The organism is Arthrobacter sp. 2762, assembly GCF_040548745.1.
GTDB lineage: Bacteria > Actinomycetota > Actinomycetes > Actinomycetales > Micrococcaceae > Arthrobacter.
The window spans coordinates 305794-323286 of sequence record NZ_JBEPSI010000001.1; the positions used below are offsets into that span (position 1 = coordinate 305794).

A 17493-nucleotide genomic window follows, 5' to 3' on the forward strand; every position below is an offset into this window, starting at 1 on the left:
ATCACGTTAGGAAAAGCGATGTTTTCTGACGAATATTGATTACCCATTCCGAACCTTTGGAGGTCACCGTGCTGGATGTCCGCAGACTGCGTTTGCTGCACGAATTGAAGATCCGCGGAACCCTCGCCGAGGTGGCGGACGCGATGCAGTACAGCCCCTCATCGGTGTCCCAACAATTGACGCTTCTGGAGAAGGAAGCGGGCGTCGAACTGCTCCGCAAGGCCGGCCGCCGCGTCCAACTGACGCCACAGGCCGAGATCCTCGTTGCACACACGGCGGACCTGTTGGAAACACTCGAACGCGCTGAGACGGACCTTGCGGCGTCGCTCTCCATGGTCACCGGAACGGTGCGATTGGCGGTTTTCCAGTCCGCAGCCCTGGCCCTGCTGCCCGATTTCCTCACCATCATGCGCCGGGAGTATCCGGAGGTCAGGGTGGAAATGACCCAGCGGGAACCTGAGACCGCCCTGTACGAAACGTGGGCGCGTGACTTCGACATCGTGGTGGCAGAGCAATACCCCGGGCACGCGGCCCCGCACCACCCCGGCCTGGACCGAGCCACTTTGACCAGTGACGCCATCCGCTTGGCCACTCCCCCCGCAGGACTAGGCGGGGAGCTCGTTTCATCGCTGGCCGACACCGCTGACATGCCCTGGGTCATGGAACCCCGCGGCGCCGCCTCCCGGCACTGGGCTGAGCAAGCCTGCCGATCTGCCGGCTTCGAGCCGGACGTTCGCTACGAAACCGCCGACCTTCAAGCCCAGATCAGGCTCATCGAATCCGGAAACGCCGTTGCCCTCATGCCGGACCTTGTCTGGACAGGGATGTCAAGGCCAGTGCAGTTGCTCGACCTTCCCGGCCTGCCCAAGCGAACCGTCTTCACCTCCACGCGCACGGCCGGCCGGATCCACCCCGCGATCCTGGCCTGCCGCGAAGTCCTGGAGCGCGTGGCCGCGGCGCAACAGTAGCCCTGCGCACTGCCGGGAGGGCCGGATTACGGGAACGCAAAAGGCCCCGGTCCGAAGACCGGGGCCAACCGCGGAGAATGGGGGATTTGAACCCCCGAGGGCGTTAACCCAACACGCGTTCCAGGCGTGCGCCATAGGCCGCTAGGCGAATTCTCCTTGCTTCCGAATCGAAAGCAGATACTACTGTACCTGAGAATTTCGGCATCGTGTAATCGGACCATTTCGCCCTCGCCGCACGTCCAAAAAGCGTTGTTCGCCTTAACGGAAAAATGGACGCCCCCAACGCGCCCATTCTTGCGGTATCACCGTTGAGCTGCCGGGTCCGGCCCCTCGCCCCCAGGCCCCGCAGCTCACAATCTTGAGATTGCCCCAATCGGTGTACATACCCATGGTCCGCTGTGACCCGCAGATATGCAATGGTGTAGGCCGCTTTGTAGCCGACGTTACTGACAGGATGTTCCCATGACGCAGCTCCATGCCCTGGTTGTTTACGTTCCCGGCACACACACTCCGGCCGTCCTGAAGGCAATCGGGGACGCTGGCGCAGGACGGATCGGCGACTACTCGCATTGCTCGTTCACCTCGCCCGGCACTGGCCACTTCACTCCCCTGCCGGGCGCGCAGCCGTTCATCGGCGACGTCGGAACCAGCGAGCAAGTGCCGGAAACCCGGGTTGAGTGCGTGGTTGAGGAGGACGTGCTCGACGACGTCGTGCGTGCTCTGCGCGCGGCCCACCCCTATGAGGAGCCGGCTTTCATGACGTGGCCAGTGAACGGGTGGCGACCTTTCCCACCGCATCTGGAGAGCTAGGATCACTGCGTGGACGATAGGCAAATACCTCCTGACTCTGCAGGTCCGCTGGACGGGGCAGACGAAGAAAGCCGGGCCGCGGAAGGAATCTTTGAACGTCTCCGGGCCTTGGAGCCGCTCTGCGATCGAAGAATGGACGTTGGCGGGGTCGAGAACGGTTCGCCCCTTCGCCAGTTGGATGACCTCTTCAGTTCCTCCCGCAGCGTCAGCCATCTGCTGACGCAGTCCCTCGTGGCCGCCGTGGATAATCTGCAGGCGCTCCGCCGCCTCTTGTTCATCGAGGCACCCGACGGAAACATCTACTTCCGCACGCAGACCCATGCACCGTATGCGCTGGTACGCACCATCATGGAGTGCACTGCAACGGTGCTGTGGGCACTTTTGCCGGAAAGCTCCGACGAACGGGCGCGGCGAGGCCTGATACTCGTGTCCCGGGAGGTGTTCAACGCCGCAGCGTTCTGGGACGCCTACCTTGGTGAGTTCCATCCGGAACGGCATGATGCCGCAGCGGATTACTTTGACGGCCTTCGCCGGGCGCTGAATTCGTCGGCGGAAGCCTTGCGGTTGCCTCCAATGTTTCGGCGTAAAGGCGATGGAACCTGGGGGTATGCCACCAAGAATCGGACGGAGACAGCGATCCTCAAGGAGTTGCGTTCGAGCAGCAGCCTGCCTCCCGGACTGATCTACGCCTGGCAGTTCTGTAGCGGCTACTCCCACGGGCTGGAGTGGACTACCGCTGAAAGAAGCGGTTACGACGTCGCAAGCAGCCTCGCCGAAGACGATGCGTTCCAAGCCGAAGGAATGGAACAACTGCGGCGCATGTGCGACGTAGCGTTCGATCTGATACCCCAGGCGTGGGAAGTTTTCGATGTCCGGCGCCGCAGCGGGACGTTCTTCAACTCCGGGGAACCACCCTTGGAGTAAAGAACGACCCTTGGCCTGAGAGGTGAAAGGCCTAGAAAGTCAAGATTGTCGGCACTCCGGACCAGGAGTACAGTCACCCCATCGCTGGACACACTTGACTGGACCCACGTGACCGGGAGGACCCGATGAAGCTGCGCCAATTCTGGTTGGGGATCGCTGCGGCACTGCTGTCCATGGGGCTCCTGTCCCCGCAGGCTGCCGTCGCCGTCCAATACGACATCGACTCGGCCAGCAGTCTCCAGGTTGTGGTCAACAAACACCGGATGCTGAATCCGCCGAGCTATGTCCCGGCGTCACTTACGCGGGTTTCAACTGAACGGCTGCGCTCGGAGGCTGCGACGGCGTACAACTCGTTCGTGAAGGCAGCCAAGGCGTCAGGGGTCAACGTCCGGGCCACCAGCGGATACCGCTCCTACTCCCAGCAGCAGAATCTTTATGACGACTATGTCGCCCAATACGGCCAGGAGACCGCCGATACCTTGGCTGCACGCGCCGGTTACAGCGAACACCAGACCGGCCTGGCCATGGACGTCGGCAACGCGAGCGGCGTTTGTGCCCTGCAAGCTTGCTTCGCCGACACTCCCGTTGGGCGTTTCGCGGCCACGGACGGTTGGAAATACGGGTTCATCATCAGGTACCCGGCGGGGGCGCAGGGCATCACAGGCTACGAATATGAGCCGTGGCATCTCCGGTACGTCGGCGTGGCGATCGCCACAGATATGAAATCCAGGGGAATCACAACGCTCGAGCGATATTTCGGGCTGGAGGACGCGCCTGACTACCTGCCTTAACTCCCGCCGGAATCCGCCCCCGAGCACCCGCCGTCGAGCGTTTTCCACAGCCCTCTGTGCCGATTCGAACCAATAACCAAGTTCAGGTAAGCTTGTCGACGGCCCCTCATGTGGCGTCATCCTGTTGAACTCCCCCAGGACCGGAAGGTAGCAAGGGTAGATGGGCTCTGGCGGGTGCATGAGGGGTCTCTTATTTAAATGTCAGTCCCTATAGGTAGGTTTCACTTGTGACTGTTACAACTGCCCTGTATCGAAGGTATCGCCCGGACTCTTTTGCGGACGTTATCGGGCAGGAACATGTCACAGAGCCCCTGATGACGGCCCTGCGGAAGAACCGCGTGAACCACGCCTACCTCTTCTCCGGCCCCCGCGGCTGCGGCAAGACCACCTCCGCGCGTATCCTGGCCCGTTGCCTTAACTGCGCCGAGGGACCCACCGACACCCCCTGCGGCAAATGCCCCAGCTGCATCGAACTCGCGCGCGGCGGCTCCGGCTCCCTGGATGTCATCGAGATTGACGCAGCCAGCCATGGTGGTGTGGACGACGCCCGCGATCTCCGCGAGCGAGCGACCTTCGCCCCAGTGCGGGATCGCTACAAGATCTTCATCATCGACGAAGCCCACATGGTCACGTCGGCTGGCTTCAATGCGCTCCTGAAGATCGTCGAAGAGCCGCCGGAACACATCAAGTTCATCTTTGCCACCACGGAGCCGGACAAAGTCATAGGCACCATCCGCTCGCGCACCCACCACTACCCCTTCCGGCTGGTGCCGCCCGAGCCGCTCATGAAGTACCTTGAGCTGCTGTGCCATCAGGAGAACGTTCCCGTGGCTCCGGGCGTGCTTTCGCTCGTTATCCGTGCAGGCGGCGGTTCCGTCCGCGATACCTTGTCCGTGCTGGACCAGCTCATGGCAGGCGCCGGACCCAGCGGCCTCGACTACGAGCTCGCCGTCGCGCTTCTCGGCTACACGCACGCTTCCCTGCTGGACGACGTCGTGGACGCCGTCGCGGCCGCCGATGCCGCAACTGTCTTCCGTGCCGTTGACCGCGTCATCCAGACCGGGCACGATCCCCGGCGCTTCGTGGAAGACCTCCTGGAGCGCTTCCGGGATCTCATCATCGTCCAGGCAATGCCTGAGAGCGCACAGGCCATTCTCCGCGGCATGCCCGAGGACCAGATTGCGCGGATGCGGAACCAGGCCACGAACCTGGGCGCTGCGGAGCTTTCCCGCGCTGCGGACGTCACCAACACGGCGCTCACGGAAATGACCGGAGCCACCTCCCCGCGGCTGCACTTGGAACTTCTCTGCGCGCGGATCCTGCTGCCCAGCTCCGAGGAAACAGAACGGGGCATTGCAGCCCGGATCGACCGCGTGGAGCGTCGGCTGAATTACGCGGGCGACGCCGGGATTCCGGCTGTTGCTTCCGGCACGCCTTCCGCCGCGGATTCTTCACCGGCGGCTGCGTCAGTTGCCCAGGCTGCCCCTCCACAGGCTCCCGTTGCAGCACCAGCTCAGGCACCCGCATCAGTTCAGGCGCCGGCAGCAGGTCCAGCTCAGGCACCTGCGGCAGCACCAGTTCAAGCGCCTGTACCTGTGCCCGACACGTCGTCGTCAACGCCTGTGTCGCGTGAGCCGCTCTCCGCTCCGCGCGTCTCAACGAACGACTGGCCGGTGGACGACCGTCCGACTGCCCAACGTCCTGCCCAGAACGGTCCCGCTGCGGAGCCAACAGCACCGCCGGCACCGCAGCCAGCCCCCGTATCGCAACCGCCCGTATCCCGGCCCACCGCTCCACATCAGCCTGCCCCCGCGTCTCCACCAACCGCCGCCGGAGACGTCGAAGCCCTCCGTCGCGCTTGGCCTGAGGTCCTGCAGACGCTGACCAAGATCAAGCGCAGCACGTGGGCCTTGGTGGAACCGAATGCCCAAGTGGCCCAGTTCGATGGCCAGGTACTGACACTCGCCTTCACCACCGCCGGCCTCGCTGGGGCCTTTGGGCGCGCGGATCACTCCGAGAACCTTCGCCAGGCAATCCACAAGACGATCGGCATCGACTGCCAGATCGTCGCAGTGGCTGGCGGCAACAGCTCAGCGAGCTCTGAGCCAAACCCAAAAGCACCTACTAGCCGGGAGGTTGCGGCGTCGCCTGGCACCGCATCGCCGTCGGCAGCCCCGGATCCAGTAGCAGCCCAGGAACGGGTGCCAGCGCAGGTGCCGAGCGCTGTTTCATCGGTCGACTCCGCCTGGGGCTTGGCACCTGCTGCCCCCGCAGCCGAGACGCCCGCCCCGGCCAAGCCGGACGCAGCAGCGCCAATTGCGGGCGCCCCGGGTTCCGCAGCACCGACGGCGCCGGCAGCTCCAGCCGAACCCACGACACCGGCGGCTCCCGCAGAACCCACGGCGCCCGCTGGGGACTACTCCTACGCCGACGATGATTGGGGTCCTCCGCTCGACGAAGATGCGCCGCCGTTGGACGAAGAACCTCCGATGGATTGGGAACCGTCCCCCGCATTTTCCGGCCCGGACACCCCTCCGGCACCGGCGTCCCCGGCACCAACTTCCCCAGCAGGGGGGATTCCATCAGCGCCGTCGCAGCCAACCCCAGGGCAGGACGCCCCTGTATCGGCCACCAACACAGCTGGTAAATCCTCAGAGCCGGCGGGTTCCCTCGACCCTTGGTCCAGGGCAGTGGAACAAGCGCCTGGTACGTGGGTGGTCGGCACTGAATCGAACGTGGGCGCCAAGCAACAGACTCCCATCGAGGCTGATACTGGCGTGTCGAAGGTCCGAGACTACGAACCGGCGATGGCGCAGGTCCCGGCGGCCAGCAGTCCCGCCCTTGAAACACCGGCGGAGGCAGCAGCCACGGCAGCGCCGAGCTACGGCCACCCGACCAGCGGCGGGCAAAACGGCTCTTCGAACTGGGACGTCGCTCCGGCGTCGGGTTGGCCCGGCACCATGCCAGCCCAGGCAGGTGCCCCGGCGCCTGCGGCGTGGCCCACCACAGCCACGGAAACCCAGCACACAGGTGGCTCCGTCGCGACCCTTGAGGAGGGCACGCCGTCGAGCGGTCCCTCAGCTCGACAGAGCCTGTACCAGCGCTTGACCAACAGTCCCGAAGCGCAAGCCGGACGGGTGCAGGCGCCCGTGCGGACCCAAGCCAGGCCGGAGCCGGCGCCGGAGGATATCCCCAGCCCGGAGGACGAGACGATCGAGGAATCGAGGGTCTTTGGGCGGGCTGCCGTGGAGCGTATTCTGGGCGGAAAGCTGATTGAAGAGCGCGCCTTGGACGGTTCTCCCCTGCAACCCCGCTGATGACAGCATCGATACCAAACAAACGAGGACATTTTGTACGAAGGTGCAGTTCAAGAGCTGATTGACGAGCTCGGCCGGCTTCCCGGTGTAGGCCCGAAATCGGCGCAGCGCCTGGCGTTCCACATCCTTGAGGCCGATCCCGAGGACATGAAACGGCTCGTTACGGCCATCACCACGGTGAAGGAACGGGTTAAGTTCTGCACGGTGTGTGGCAACGTCACCGAGCAGGAAATGTGCAACATTTGTCGCGATCCGAGGCGGGATCCGTCGGTCATTTGCGTGGTCGAGGAGTCCAAGGACGTTCTCGCTGTAGAGCGCACCCGTTCTTTCCGCGGGCGCTATCACGTGCTGGGTGGAGCCATCAACCCCATTGCGGGCATCGGCCCGGAGCAGTTGCGGATCCGCGAACTCCTCACACGCCTCAACGACGGCGCGATCCAGGAAATCATCATCGCTACAGATCCCAACCTTGAGGGCGAGGCCACTGCTACCTATTTGGCCCGCATGCTCAAATCGATCGGGATCACCGTCACGCGGTTGGCTTCCGGCCTGCCAGTGGGTGGGGACCTTGAGTACGCCGACGAAGTTACGCTGGGCCGGGCGTTTGAGGGCCGCCGGAACGCCTTGATGTAAGTCGCCGGGAGGACAACCTCGGCAGAAGCACCATGCGGGTGCCCGCTTGGAGCTGGAAGCAAAGCTTTTGGTGTTCGGTCAAATTTAAAGCGATTGGGTCTTCGAAAAAACCCTTCCCTTTTCCCGCCAGTGCCATGTACCATTTCACATATCACGTGACATGGCCCACATCTATCGACGGCCCCTGGTCCCCACATGGAAGATCGCTATGACCCTTTCAGAAATTGCAGACGGCAAACTCGCACCACGCCTGGGCATCAAGCTCGACAACATCTCAAAGCGCTACGGTGACCACATCGTCCTCGACGACGTATCCCTGCACGTTGAGCCAGGGACGGTCACCGCCCTCATTGGCCCCTCCGGCGCAGGAAAGAGCACGTTCCTAAGGTGTATCAACCTCCTGGAACGCCCGGATTCCGGCAGTATCCAGGTAGCTGGACACATCATCGAACCCGGCAAGGACGTTAACAGCCGCGACCTCGCTGCACTAAGGCAAACGGTGGGAATGGTGTTCCAGTCCTTCAACCTCTTCCCCCATATGTCCGCATTGAAGAACATCAGCTTCCCGCAGCAGAAGGTGCTCGGGCGAAGCAAAGACGAAGCAGACGCCCGCTCCATGGAATTGCTCAAGCGCGTTGGCCTTGAGGAGAAAGCCGCCCAACACCCCGGCAGGTGCTCCGGCGGTCAGCAACAACGCATTGCCATCGCCCGGGCCCTGGCGCTTGATCCGAGCATCATGCTGTTCGATGAGCCGACGTCGGCACTGGACCCTGAGGTGGGGCTTGAGGTCCTGGCCGTCATGCGCGAACTGGCGGCCGATGGCATGACGATGATCGTGGTGACACACGAGATGCAGTTCGCCCGGGACGTTTCGGACACCCTGGTGGTCATGGCCGACTGCAAGATCATCGAACAGGGCGATCCTCGTGCCATCATGAGCGATCCCCAGGAGGCCCGGACCCGGCGCTTCCTGCGTGCAGTCCTGGAGCGCTGACATGGACGCCTTTTCCGCTGTACTCCAAGGCCTGCCCATGACGATCATCCTGACGCTTTCAGCATTCGCAATCGGATTAGCAGGTGCCATTCCGCTGGCCGTCGGATTGTCGTCGTCGCACATCATTGTCCGTCTGGCTTCGCGGCTCTTCGTGGATCTGGTCCGCGGAGTGCCCATCATCGTCTGGTTGTTCCTGCTCAAGTTCGGTATCCAGATCGGAACCTTCAAATTCAACCCCGTTGGCGCAGCCATCGTTGGCTTGGGCGTCGTCTCAATTGCCTATCTCGCTGAGATCTACCGAGGCGGATTGCAGGCCGTTCCACGCGGACAGGGCGAAGCGGCCAACGCGCTGGGCTTGAACCGCGGCGCCGCCTTCTACGGCGTCATGGTTCCGCAGGCTTTCAGAATCGTGTCGCCATCCATCGCCACGTACCTGACGGGCTTACTCAAGGATTCGTCGATCGCTTCCACCATCATCGTCTCGGAGATGGTCTTCCAGTCCCAGGCCTTTGCCCGCCAGCACCCCACGATTGAAGGGATCCTGCCTTACATCCTTGTGGGAATCCTGTACATCGCACTGAGCCTGCCGGTCGCTTACCTGTCCCGCAGCCTCGACTCCCGCATGAGGAAGGCGGTCTTCGCATGACATGGCTTACGGAATGGGCGGGCTACGTCCCGCAGATGATGTCCGGCCTCAGCGTCAGCATTATGATCGCCGCTGCTTCGATCCTGGTGGGCTATCCGCTGGGACTTGGGCTCAGCCTGATGGTGAGTGCCAGGAACCTCGCGGTCCGCACCCTCGGCCTGGTAGTGGTTGAGGTGGGACGAGGCGCCCCGGCGCTGGTCATCCTCTACCTCTTCTACTACGGCCTGCCAAAGTTTGGAATCGCTTTCGAAAGCATCACTGCAGCATGCCTGGCGCTCACGTGGAACGCAGCTGCCTACTCCAGCGAGATCATGCGCGCCGGCATCCAGTCCGTGTCCCGGGGACAACTCGAAGCGTCAAGCGCGCTTGGACTCGCACAGCGTGACACGTTCTTCAGGGTCATCCTGCCCCAAGGCATGCGTTCGGCCACCCCCGGGCTCATGGGCGTGGCCATCCAAATGTTCCAAGGTACGTCGCTGGCCTACGTCATCGCCGTGCCGGAGCTGATGAAGACCGCTTACAACATCGGCAGCCAGGACTTCAACTACCTTCAAGTCTTCACACTGGCCGGCCTCTGCTACGCCGCCATTTCGATGCCGGCCACATGGATCACTGTCTATTTCGAGAAGCGAATGGCCCGACATGCCTGAGCACAACACTTCCAACCACCACAAACCCACCAACCCAACACCATAGGAGAAATCATGATCAGCAACCGCATCAAGACAGCCGGACTCCTTACGGCGAGCGCGCTCACTCTGGGCTTAAGCCTCTCTGCCTGCGGAGGGACCTCGGACGCCAGCAGCTCCGGGTGTACGCCCAAACACGCGGACATACAAACCGTCGCTCCAGGCAAGCTCACTATCGGAGTCATTGATATCCCGCCGTTCAGCAGTTATGGCTCCGGCAACCCGACGGGCATCGACATCCAGATCGTCAACAAGATCGCCAAGGATGAATGCCTCACTCCGGCCTACCAGCAGGCCACGTATGCCGATGCCGTCCAGTCCATCTCCGGCGGAAACATCGACCTCGCCTTGGGCACGATCGACGCCACCGAGAAGCGTCTGAAGGCTGTTGATTTCTCTGCCTCTACGTACCTTGATGGCATGGGGCTCGTCTCCAAATCCGGCGCCACCACAGTGACTGACCTGGAGAAGATGAACAAGGTAGGCACGATCGACGGCTACCTCTGGGTGGAGGACCTCAAGAAGATCCTGGGCGACAAACTGGTGACCTACCCGAGCAGCGTGGAGTTGAAGGCAGACTTCGACGCTGGTCGCCTGGACGCGGACGTTGACGCCTATGGCGTTCAGGTGCTCCAGTTCAAAGATGTCCAGGGCGTGACGGTTGCACTGGCAAACGAGAAGCCGGATCCGCGCGTCGGTGCCATCAAGAACGCACCGGAGGCCGCGTTCCCCATCACCAAGGGCAATACAAGCCTCAAGGAAGCCCTCGACGCCGGAATTGTCGCCCAGCGCGAGGACGGCACCATCGCGAAGCTGCTCACCGACGCCGGACTCTCTGAAGCCCTTGGCAAGGTTGCAGCCAAGCAGTACGTAGTTCCCGCCAGCTAATACTGGTCGGACCCCACGTCAACCAACTCGACCAGCAAAAAACCAATGTCCTGTGCAATGTCACATGATATATTTGGCCGTGAGGTACGTCACGGCCGCAGCACACGCGCCAAGCGTGCCAAACGAGAGGACCAACCATCATGACCGAATCCCGCAAGCCGTGGCACGGAGTGCTCGTCGCCACCGCCCTGCCGTTCAACGATGACCTGAGCGTGGACTACGACGCCTACGCCGAGCACGTTCGCTTCCTGGCAAATGCAGGCTGTCAGGGTGTGGCCCCCAACGGTTCCCTGGGTGAATACCAGACCCTGAGTGAAGAAGAACGCGCCCGTGTCATCAGTACGGCGGTGGAAGCTTCTCCGGAAGGGTTCACCGTCATGGCTGGCGTAGGCGCCTATGGTGGCCTCCAAACCCGGAAGTGGGCGGAACAGGCCGCAGAGGCCGGCGCCGGAGCCCTTATGCTCCTCCCGCCCAACTCCTACCGCGCCAATGAAGAAGAGGTAGTGGAACACTACCGCCTCGCAGCCGATGCAGGACTGCCCGTGGTGGCTTACAACAACCCGATCGACACCAAGGTTGACCTGACGCCGCAGCTGATCGCCCGGCTGCACGGGGAAGGCCTGATCGTCGGCGTCAAGGAGTTCAGCGGTGATGTTCGCCGGGCCTACGAGATCAAGGAACTCGCACCGGAGGTGGACCTCCTGATCGGGACCGACGATACTGTGGTCGAAATGGGCCTGGCCGGTGCCGTGGGCTGGGTGGCCGGCTACCCGAACGCCATCCCCGAGTCCACACTGGAGCTGTACCGTCTCTCCACCTCCGGCGATGTAGCCGACCTCGAGCGGGCCCGCGGGATCTATCGCGACCTGCACTCGCTGCTCCGCTGGGACAGCAAGACCGAATTCGTGCAGGCCATCAAGCTGTCCATGGACATTGTTGGCCTCCGTGGCGGTGCATGCCGCCCGCCGCGCGGGCCGCTGAGCCCGGCGGTGCGTGACGCCGTCGTCCGCGATACCGAAGCAGCCCTGGGTAAGGGCTACAAGTAACCAGCCAGGTCATCCACCGCTCCGCGGCCGCCCTTGAGGACTCCTAAGAGGGCAGCTGCGGAGCAACAGAAGGAAAGGTCCTCCATGAGAACCAGCCGCATTTTCCACGCCGTGGACTCGCATACCGAAGGCATGCCCACGCGCGTCATCACTGGCGGAATCGGGACGATCCCCGGTGCCACCATGGCCCAGCGCCGTCTGTGGTTCATGGAAAACAGCGACTGGATCCGCACCCTCCTGATGACCGAACCGCGTGGACACGCATCGATGAGCGGGGCGATCCTCCAGCCATCCACGCGGCCGGACGCGGACTTCGGCGTGCTCTATATCGAGGTCTCCGGCCTGCTGCCGATGTGCGGCCACGGCACCATCGGCGTCGCAACCGTCTTAGTGGAGACCGGCATGGTGGAGGTGGTGGAACCGGTCACCACTGTTCGGCTTGATACACCTGCCGGCCTTGTGGTGGCCGAGGTAGCAGTCAAGGACGGGCACGCCGAGTCTGTGACCATCCGCAACGTCCCCTCGTTCGTGGACCGTCTGGACGCCACAGTGGAAGTACCTGGGTTCGGCCTGGTGCCCTATGACCTGGCGTTCGGCGGAAACTTCTACGCAATCGTGGACTTGGAAAGCCTGAATTTGCCGTTCGAGCGCGGCCGTAAGGATGACCTGCTCAAGGCTGGGCTAAAGATCATGGATGCCATCAACGCCTCAGACGAACCTATCCATCCAGAGCGTGAGGACATCCGCGGCTGCCATCACGTGTACCTCAAAGCGCCCGGCTCCACGGCGGAACATTCGCGGCATGCAATGGCCATCCACCCCGGCTGGTTCGACCGCTCCCCCTGCGGCACAGGTACCAGCGCCCGGATGGCACAGTTGCACAGCCGCGGCGAGCTGCCAATGAATACGGACTTCATCAACGAGTCCTATATAGGCTCGCGCTTCGTCGGCCGGCTGGTGGACGAGACCACAGTGGCTGGCCGCCCAGCGGTGGTTCCCACCGTTACCGGTCGGGCCTGGCTCACCGGAACCGCACAATACTTCCTCGATCCCACCGATCCCTTCCCCGCGGGGTTCCTGCTGTGAACCTTCCGTACTTTGACTCGACGGCGGTGCGGGCAGCCGCTCCCTGGACGACCGCCATCGCGGCCCTTGAGCAGGCGCTCCTGAACGTGGTCGACCCCGAGGACGACAGTGCACGGCTGTTCAGCCCCGCGCCAAACGGCGAGTTCCTGCTCATGCCGGCATCGAACCGCGCGTACAGCGGGATCAAGGCGCTCACGGTCGCCCCCGCCAACCCTGCGAGGGGGCTGGAAAAGATCCAAGGGGTTTACGTCCTCTTCGATTCGGACACTTCGGCACCCCTGGCCACGATGGACGGCAACGAACTGACCGCTATCCGCACACCGGCCACCACACTGCTGGCCATCAAGCACATCCTTGCAGCTGACACCCGCGCCGTTCCCCCACGCCCCGAAAAGGCCCAGGTCCTTGTGTTCGGCACCGGCGTGCAGGCGCTCAACCACCTCCGCGCGGCGGACGCCGTGCTCCCGGAGGCGAGCCTCGCCGTCGTCGGTCGCCGTCCGGAGCGGGTAGCCGCGCTCATCGAGCAGCTGGCCGAAGAGGGCATCCACATCCGGCAGGGCAATTCGGCTGACGTGGGCGGGGCCGATGTGGTTATCTGCGCAACCTCCTCCCGTACGCCGCTGTTCGACGGCGGTCTGGTTGCCCCGGGCGCTGTGGTTGCGGCGGTAGGCCAGCACGGATTGGACGCCCGGGAAGTGGACGCCAAACTTGTGCTGCGCAGTGACGTCGTGGTGGAAGGACGGGCCTCGGCATTGCGCGAGGCCGGGGATCTTATACCCGCACGGTCAGCTGAAGAATGGGATGCGATCCATCCGGCCAACCTCCGCGATCTTGTCAAAAGAGAATTCGAGCGCTCGGCGGGCAAACCCTGCCTGTTCGCAGGCGTGGGGATGGCATGGGAAGACCTTGTGATCGCCAGCTTGGTGTATGAAGGAGGCACTCGACCATGAATTCCGTACAAGGAGTACTTACAGTGCCAACCAGTAACCAGCTTCCTATCGCACCGCTCGGCCGCCAGCATAGCCTTCGCGAGTCAGTGACTGAGTCTCTGCGCGCAGCGATCATCGCCGGGACGCTGGAAGAGGGGACCCTGTACTCCGCACCGGCACTCGCCGCTGCTTTTGGCGTCTCGGCCACGCCGGTCCGCGAGGCCATGATGGACCTGACGCGCGAAGGCTTGGTGGAAACTGTCAAGAACAAGGGCTTCCGCATCACCACCATGAGCGATCGGGAACTGGACGAGCTGACAGAGATCCGCCTGCTGATCGAGCCGCCGGTAGTTGGCGATGTGGCAGGCACTGTCCCGCCCTCCGGAATCAAGATCCTGAGGTCCATGGCCGACGACATTGTAGACGCGGCACGGGAGGGCGACCTCACTGCCTACTTGGCCGCGGACCGCACATTCCACGCAGAGCTTTTGCGATATGCCGGCAACGGCCAACTGGTTGAACTGGCTACCAGTCTTCGGTCCCGTACGCGCCTGTATGGTCTGAAGGCCTTGAGCGAAAGCAACCGGTTGGCCGATTCCGCCCAGGAACACCACGTCCTGCTGGAGCTCGTCGAGGCCGGGGATGGAGCCGCCGCCACTGAATTGATGCGCCAACACATCAGCCACGCCCGTGGCCTTTGGGCTACCGGCGAGACTGAGACCCCGCAGGAGCAGCAGACATGAACACTACGAGCGATGTGCTCGTCATCGGCGCAGGGGTCGTCGGGGCCGCCACTGCGTACTTCGCAACCCAACGAGGCCTCACCGTAACTGTCCTTGATAAGGGCCTTCCCGCCAGCGGCACCTCGTCCGCCTGCGAAGGAAACATCCTTGTCTCAGATAAGGAACTCGGTCCTGAGCTGGAATTGACCCGTTACTCCCTGGACGTTTGGCACGGCGATCTGGCTGAGCACAAGCGCCTCTGGGAATTCGAAACCAAGGGCGGGATCATCGTGGCCTCGCATGAAAGCAGCCTGGCCTCGCTCAACCGGGTGATGGCCGCCCAAGCTGACTACGGCGTTCGCGTGGACAAACTTGATCCGGACGACCTGCGGAAAGCGGAGCCACAGATCGCACCGGACGCTCTGGGCGCGGCGAGCTACCCCGAAGACTGCCAGGTCCAGCCAATGCTGGTTGCGGCGCACCTGGTCCGGTTGGCGACCCAAGCTGGTGCCCGTTTCATGGCAGATACGCCCGTCAGTGGATTTCTCCGCAGCGGCCACCGCGTTACCGGCGTTCGGACGCCGCGAGGCGAGTTCTCCGCCGGAGCTGTGGTGAATTGCACCGGAACGTGGGCCGGCCAACTCGCCGCCCTCGCCGGTGTCAACGTCCCGGTTCTTCCCCGCCGCGGTTTCGTCATGGTCACCGAACCGCTGCCGCCCATGGTCCACCACAAGGTCTACGCCGCCGAGTACATCGACAACGTGGGCAGTTCCGACGCCGGACTCCAAGCCTCCCCGGTGGTGGAAGGCACCCCCAGCGGCACAATCCTGATCGGTTCAACGCGCGAACGCGTTGGCTTCGACCCCACGGTGAGCACAGACGCTCTCCGGACCCTGGCGCGTAACGCCGTGGCACTCTTTCCCTTCCTTGAGCACGTCAAGGCCATCCGCCACTACCACGGGTTCCGGCCCTACTGCCCGGACCATCTCCCAGTGATAGGGCACGACGAACGCGCACCTGGCCTATGGCATGCGGCTGGCCACGAGGGTGCCGGCATCGGTCTTTCCGCGGGAACAGGCAAGCTCTTGGCGCAAGCCCTTGCCGGCAAGACACCTGACATGGACCTGGCCCCTTTCGCCCCGGCCCGGTTCGGCACACAAGCCCCCAACAGCTCTCACCGAGAGGACGTCAAAGCATGAGCAAATACTCACCAGGAAACAAGCCGGCTGGCGCGCCCGGCGAGGTCACTGTCAGCTTTGACGGCCGTCCGATCACAACGTCCGCGGGCCAAAGCGTTGGATCCGCGTTGGTCACCAACGGGATCACCGCCTGGCGCGATACCCGCAAGCAAGCGCGGCCCCGCGGGCTGTTCTGCGGGATCGGGGTTTGCTTCGACTGCCTTGTGAGTGTGGATGGCATACCGAATCAGCGCGCATGCCTGGTAGAAGTGTGCGAGGGCATGAAAATCGAAGGTTACCGGGAGGGCACCAGCGCCGCCGCGGTGCCTGCCAATGTCCCTGCAGAGCCCGAAGGGGGCCGGGAATGAACGCCACAATTCCGGGCACGGTAAAAGCCGACGTTGCCGTGGTTGGTGCAGGGCCGGCGGGGCTCGCTGCGGCTGTTAGTGCCGCCGAGGCCGGAGCTATGGTGGCCGTTGTGGATGCTGGTTCGCAGCCCGGCGGCCAGTTCTGGCGGCACCGGCCCGAAACCGTCGAGCCACATCCTGATGGCAAAGGCCACCACGGTTGGCAGACCTACAGTGACCTCCGCGCCCGTTTCGACGCCGCCCGGCAGAGCGGCAGCATCGATTACCTGCACGGACGACAGGTCTGGATGACGGAGAAGATCTACGAGGGCTTCCTTGTCCGAACGACGCCGACTGTGGCTGGCGGCCAGGCTATGGGGGCCGGCCCCACGGCTTCCGGGACCGACGACGGCGGCAGCACCGTCGTCGCGACCCGCTTGGTTCTCTGCCCAGGAGGCTACGACCGGCAGTTGCCGGTACCGGGCTGGGACTTGCCCGGCGTGATGGCCGCTGGCGGAATCCAAGCCTTCATCAAGGGCAATGGGGTCCTGCCGGGGAAGCGTTTCGTCATCGCCGGCACGGGCCCGTTCCTCTTGCCGGTGGCGGCGGGCATCGCCGAAGCAGGCGGCGAGGTGCTCGCGGTGCTGGAGTCGTCGTCGCCGATGGCTTGGTTGCCGCACCTCAAGGCAGCCGCGAGTGTGCCGGAGAAGGCCGTCGAGGGTGTGGAGTACGCAGCGGTGTTCGCCCGGCACCGGATCCCCTACCGCGTTCGGACCATCGTCACCGAGGTGCTGGGACGCGATGTCGCCTCCGGAGTGCGCACAGCCAAAGTGGATGCCGACGGCCGGGTCCGGTCCGGTACTGAGCGCGTTTACGAGGATGTGGACGTGGTGGGCTTCGGCTGGGGATTCACCCCGCAGATGGAGTTGCCGCTGTCCCTCGGAGTCGAAACCCGGCTGGATGCGGATGGCTCCCTTGTGGGCCTGGTCAGCGAGCGCCAGGAATCCAGCGTCCCCGGCCTGTTCCTGGCAGGTGAGGTAACCGGCGTCGGCGGCGCTTCGCTTGCGGTGCTCGAGGGCCTCGCGGCAGGTGCAGCGGCAGCCGATACATCGGCGATCGGTGAACAGGGTGCATCACGCGCCATGGCGCGGCACCGGCGTTTCGCCGAGGCTATGCATCGTGCCCATCCCGTACCGGCCGCTTGGCAAAACTGGCTCGCTCCCGAGACCACTGTGTGCCGCTGCGAAGAAGTCACTGCCGGCGAGATCATCGAGGCCCGTGAGAAGCTGTGGGCCCGCGACGCCCGGACGCTCAAGTCCTTCACGCGCGCCGGAATGGGCTGGTGCCAGGGCCGGGTCTGCGGTTTCGCGGCAGCGTGCTTGGGCGCCGGGCCGGGCGCCGCTCCAACCGTTGAGAGCCTTTCGGCCGCCGCGAAGCGCCCGCTGGCAGCACCCGTGGGGATCGGCGAACTGGCCGACCTCAACATCACAGGCCACTGACCTTTTCCCCTCTGAATTGCCTCCCG

General features: G+C 63.8%; 17 protein-coding genes, 1 tRNA gene and 1 other RNA gene. 18 read left to right on the forward strand and 1 reads right to left on the reverse strand.

The window, feature by feature from the left end; translation table 11 throughout:
* The first annotated feature begins 68 nt into the window (after nt 1-68).
* Nucleotides 69-968, forward strand: coding sequence for a LysR substrate-binding domain-containing protein (locus ABIE18_RS01475; protein WP_499721364.1), 900 nt, complete (start codon nt 69-71; stop codon nt 966-968).
* Between the two features lie 71 nt (nt 969-1039).
* Here ABIE18_RS01475 and ABIE18_RS01480 read toward each other — a convergent pair.
* Nucleotides 1040-1124: transfer RNA gene (locus ABIE18_RS01480), tRNA-Ser, on the reverse strand.
* 306 nt (nt 1125-1430) lie between these two features.
* On the opposite strand from ABIE18_RS01480, the gene ABIE18_RS01485 reads away from it, so the two are divergent.
* The 17 genes from ABIE18_RS01485 (at nt 1431) to ABIE18_RS01565 (ending at nt 17467) form a co-directional block, all read left to right on the forward strand.
* The gene (locus ABIE18_RS01485) at nt 1431-1778 is read left to right on the forward strand and encodes a hypothetical protein (RefSeq protein ID WP_499720855.1); all 348 of its coding nucleotides are present in this window, start codon (nt 1431-1433) and stop codon (nt 1776-1778) included.
* 9 nt (nt 1779-1787) lie between these two features.
* Nucleotides 1788-2702: a hypothetical protein gene (locus ABIE18_RS01490; protein WP_499720856.1), complete on the forward strand. Its 915-nt coding sequence runs from the start codon at nt 1788-1790 to the stop codon at nt 2700-2702.
* Nucleotides 2703-2827: 125 nt separating this feature from the next.
* Nucleotides 2828-3493 carry a M15 family metallopeptidase gene (locus tag ABIE18_RS01495; RefSeq protein WP_499720857.1) on the forward strand — a complete coding sequence of 222 codons (666 nt, stop codon included), beginning with the start codon at nt 2828-2830 and terminating at the stop codon, nt 3491-3493.
* 97 nt (nt 3494-3590) lie between these two features.
* Nucleotides 3591-3687, forward strand: an RNA gene (gene ffs / locus ABIE18_RS01500) — signal recognition particle sRNA small type.
* 33 nt (nt 3688-3720) lie between these two features.
* The gene (locus ABIE18_RS01505) at nt 3721-6810 is read left to right on the forward strand and encodes a DNA polymerase III subunit gamma and tau (RefSeq protein WP_499720858.1); all 3090 of its coding nucleotides are present in this window, start codon (nt 3721-3723) and stop codon (nt 6808-6810) included.
* A gap of 33 nt (nt 6811-6843) precedes the next feature.
* Nucleotides 6844-7443: a recombination mediator RecR gene (gene recR / locus ABIE18_RS01510; protein ID WP_499720859.1), complete on the forward strand. Its 600-nt coding sequence runs from the start codon at nt 6844-6846 to the stop codon at nt 7441-7443.
* A gap of 208 nt (nt 7444-7651) precedes the next feature.
* Entirely contained in the window at nt 7652-8437 is a 786-nt protein-coding gene (locus ABIE18_RS01515; protein ID WP_499720860.1) for an amino acid ABC transporter ATP-binding protein, read from the forward strand.
* Nucleotide 8438: 1 nt separating this feature from the next.
* Nucleotides 8439-9083, forward strand: a complete 645-nt coding sequence (locus tag ABIE18_RS01520) for an amino acid ABC transporter permease (RefSeq protein WP_499720861.1) — start codon at nt 8439-8441, stop codon at nt 9081-9083.
* Nucleotides 9080-9733, forward strand: a complete 654-nt coding sequence (locus ABIE18_RS01525) for an amino acid ABC transporter permease (protein ID WP_499720862.1) — start codon at nt 9080-9082, stop codon at nt 9731-9733. The genes ABIE18_RS01520 and ABIE18_RS01525 overlap by 4 nt, the downstream gene beginning before the upstream one ends.
* Before the next feature lie 54 nt (nt 9734-9787).
* Nucleotides 9788-10660 (forward strand): substrate-binding periplasmic protein, encoded by an 873-nt coding sequence (locus tag ABIE18_RS01530; RefSeq protein ID WP_499720863.1) that lies wholly within the window; start codon nt 9788-9790, stop codon nt 10658-10660.
* A gap of 140 nt (nt 10661-10800) precedes the next feature.
* On the forward strand, nt 10801-11706 hold the full coding sequence (locus ABIE18_RS01535; RefSeq protein ID WP_499720864.1) for a dihydrodipicolinate synthase family protein: 906 nt from the start codon (nt 10801-10803) through the stop codon (nt 11704-11706).
* A gap of 84 nt (nt 11707-11790) precedes the next feature.
* Complete coding sequence (locus ABIE18_RS01540; RefSeq protein WP_499720865.1) at nt 11791-12792, forward strand: proline racemase family protein; 1002 nt, start codon at nt 11791-11793, stop codon at nt 12790-12792.
* Nucleotides 12789-13742: an ornithine cyclodeaminase family protein gene (locus ABIE18_RS01545; RefSeq protein WP_499720866.1), complete on the forward strand. Its 954-nt coding sequence runs from the start codon at nt 12789-12791 to the stop codon at nt 13740-13742. The genes ABIE18_RS01540 and ABIE18_RS01545 overlap by 4 nt, the downstream gene beginning before the upstream one ends.
* Before the next feature lie 23 nt (nt 13743-13765).
* Nucleotides 13766-14464 carry a GntR family transcriptional regulator gene (locus ABIE18_RS01550; RefSeq protein ID WP_499720867.1) on the forward strand — a complete coding sequence of 233 codons (699 nt, stop codon included), beginning with the start codon at nt 13766-13768 and terminating at the stop codon, nt 14462-14464.
* On the forward strand, nt 14461-15642 hold the full coding sequence (locus ABIE18_RS01555) for an NAD(P)/FAD-dependent oxidoreductase (protein ID WP_499720868.1): 1182 nt from the start codon (nt 14461-14463) through the stop codon (nt 15640-15642). The genes ABIE18_RS01550 and ABIE18_RS01555 overlap by 4 nt, the downstream gene beginning before the upstream one ends.
* Nucleotides 15639-15989, forward strand: coding sequence for a (2Fe-2S)-binding protein (locus tag ABIE18_RS01560; RefSeq protein ID WP_499720869.1), 351 nt, complete (start codon nt 15639-15641; stop codon nt 15987-15989). Before ABIE18_RS01555 ends, ABIE18_RS01560 begins: the two co-directional genes overlap by 4 nt.
* Nucleotides 15986-17467: an FAD/NAD(P)-dependent oxidoreductase gene (locus ABIE18_RS01565; protein WP_499720870.1), complete on the forward strand. Its 1482-nt coding sequence runs from the start codon at nt 15986-15988 to the stop codon at nt 17465-17467. Before ABIE18_RS01560 ends, ABIE18_RS01565 begins: the two co-directional genes overlap by 4 nt.
* Nucleotides 17468-17493 lie beyond the last annotated feature (26 nt).

Bases quoted from the DNA above. Each gene is read 5' to 3' on its own strand.
- ABIE18_RS01485 (WP_499720855.1), top strand. From the start codon at position 1,431: ATGACGCAGCTCCATGCCCTGGTTGTTTACGTTCCCGGCACACACACT.
- ABIE18_RS01495 (WP_499720857.1), top strand. From the start codon at position 2,828: ATGAAGCTGCGCCAATTCTGGTTGGGGATCGCTGCGGCACTGCTGTCC.
- ABIE18_RS01515 (WP_499720860.1), top strand. From the start codon at position 7,652: ATGACCCTTTCAGAAATTGCAGACGGCAAACTCGCACCACGCCTGGGC.
- ABIE18_RS01520 (WP_499720861.1), top strand. From the start codon at position 8,439: ATGGACGCCTTTTCCGCTGTACTCCAAGGCCTGCCCATGACGATCATC.
- ABIE18_RS01525 (WP_499720862.1), top strand. From the start codon at position 9,080: ATGACATGGCTTACGGAATGGGCGGGCTACGTCCCGCAGATGATGTCC.
- ABIE18_RS01530 (WP_499720863.1), top strand. From the start codon at position 9,788: ATGATCAGCAACCGCATCAAGACAGCCGGACTCCTTACGGCGAGCGCG.
- ABIE18_RS01535 (WP_499720864.1), top strand. From the start codon at position 10,801: ATGACCGAATCCCGCAAGCCGTGGCACGGAGTGCTCGTCGCCACCGCC.
- ABIE18_RS01540 (WP_499720865.1), top strand. From the start codon at position 11,791: ATGAGAACCAGCCGCATTTTCCACGCCGTGGACTCGCATACCGAAGGC.
- ABIE18_RS01555 (WP_499720868.1), top strand. From the start codon at position 14,461: ATGAACACTACGAGCGATGTGCTCGTCATCGGCGCAGGGGTCGTCGGG.
- ABIE18_RS01560 (WP_499720869.1), top strand. From the start codon at position 15,639: ATGAGCAAATACTCACCAGGAAACAAGCCGGCTGGCGCGCCCGGCGAG.
- ABIE18_RS01565 (WP_499720870.1), top strand. From the start codon at position 15,986: ATGAACGCCACAATTCCGGGCACGGTAAAAGCCGACGTTGCCGTGGTT.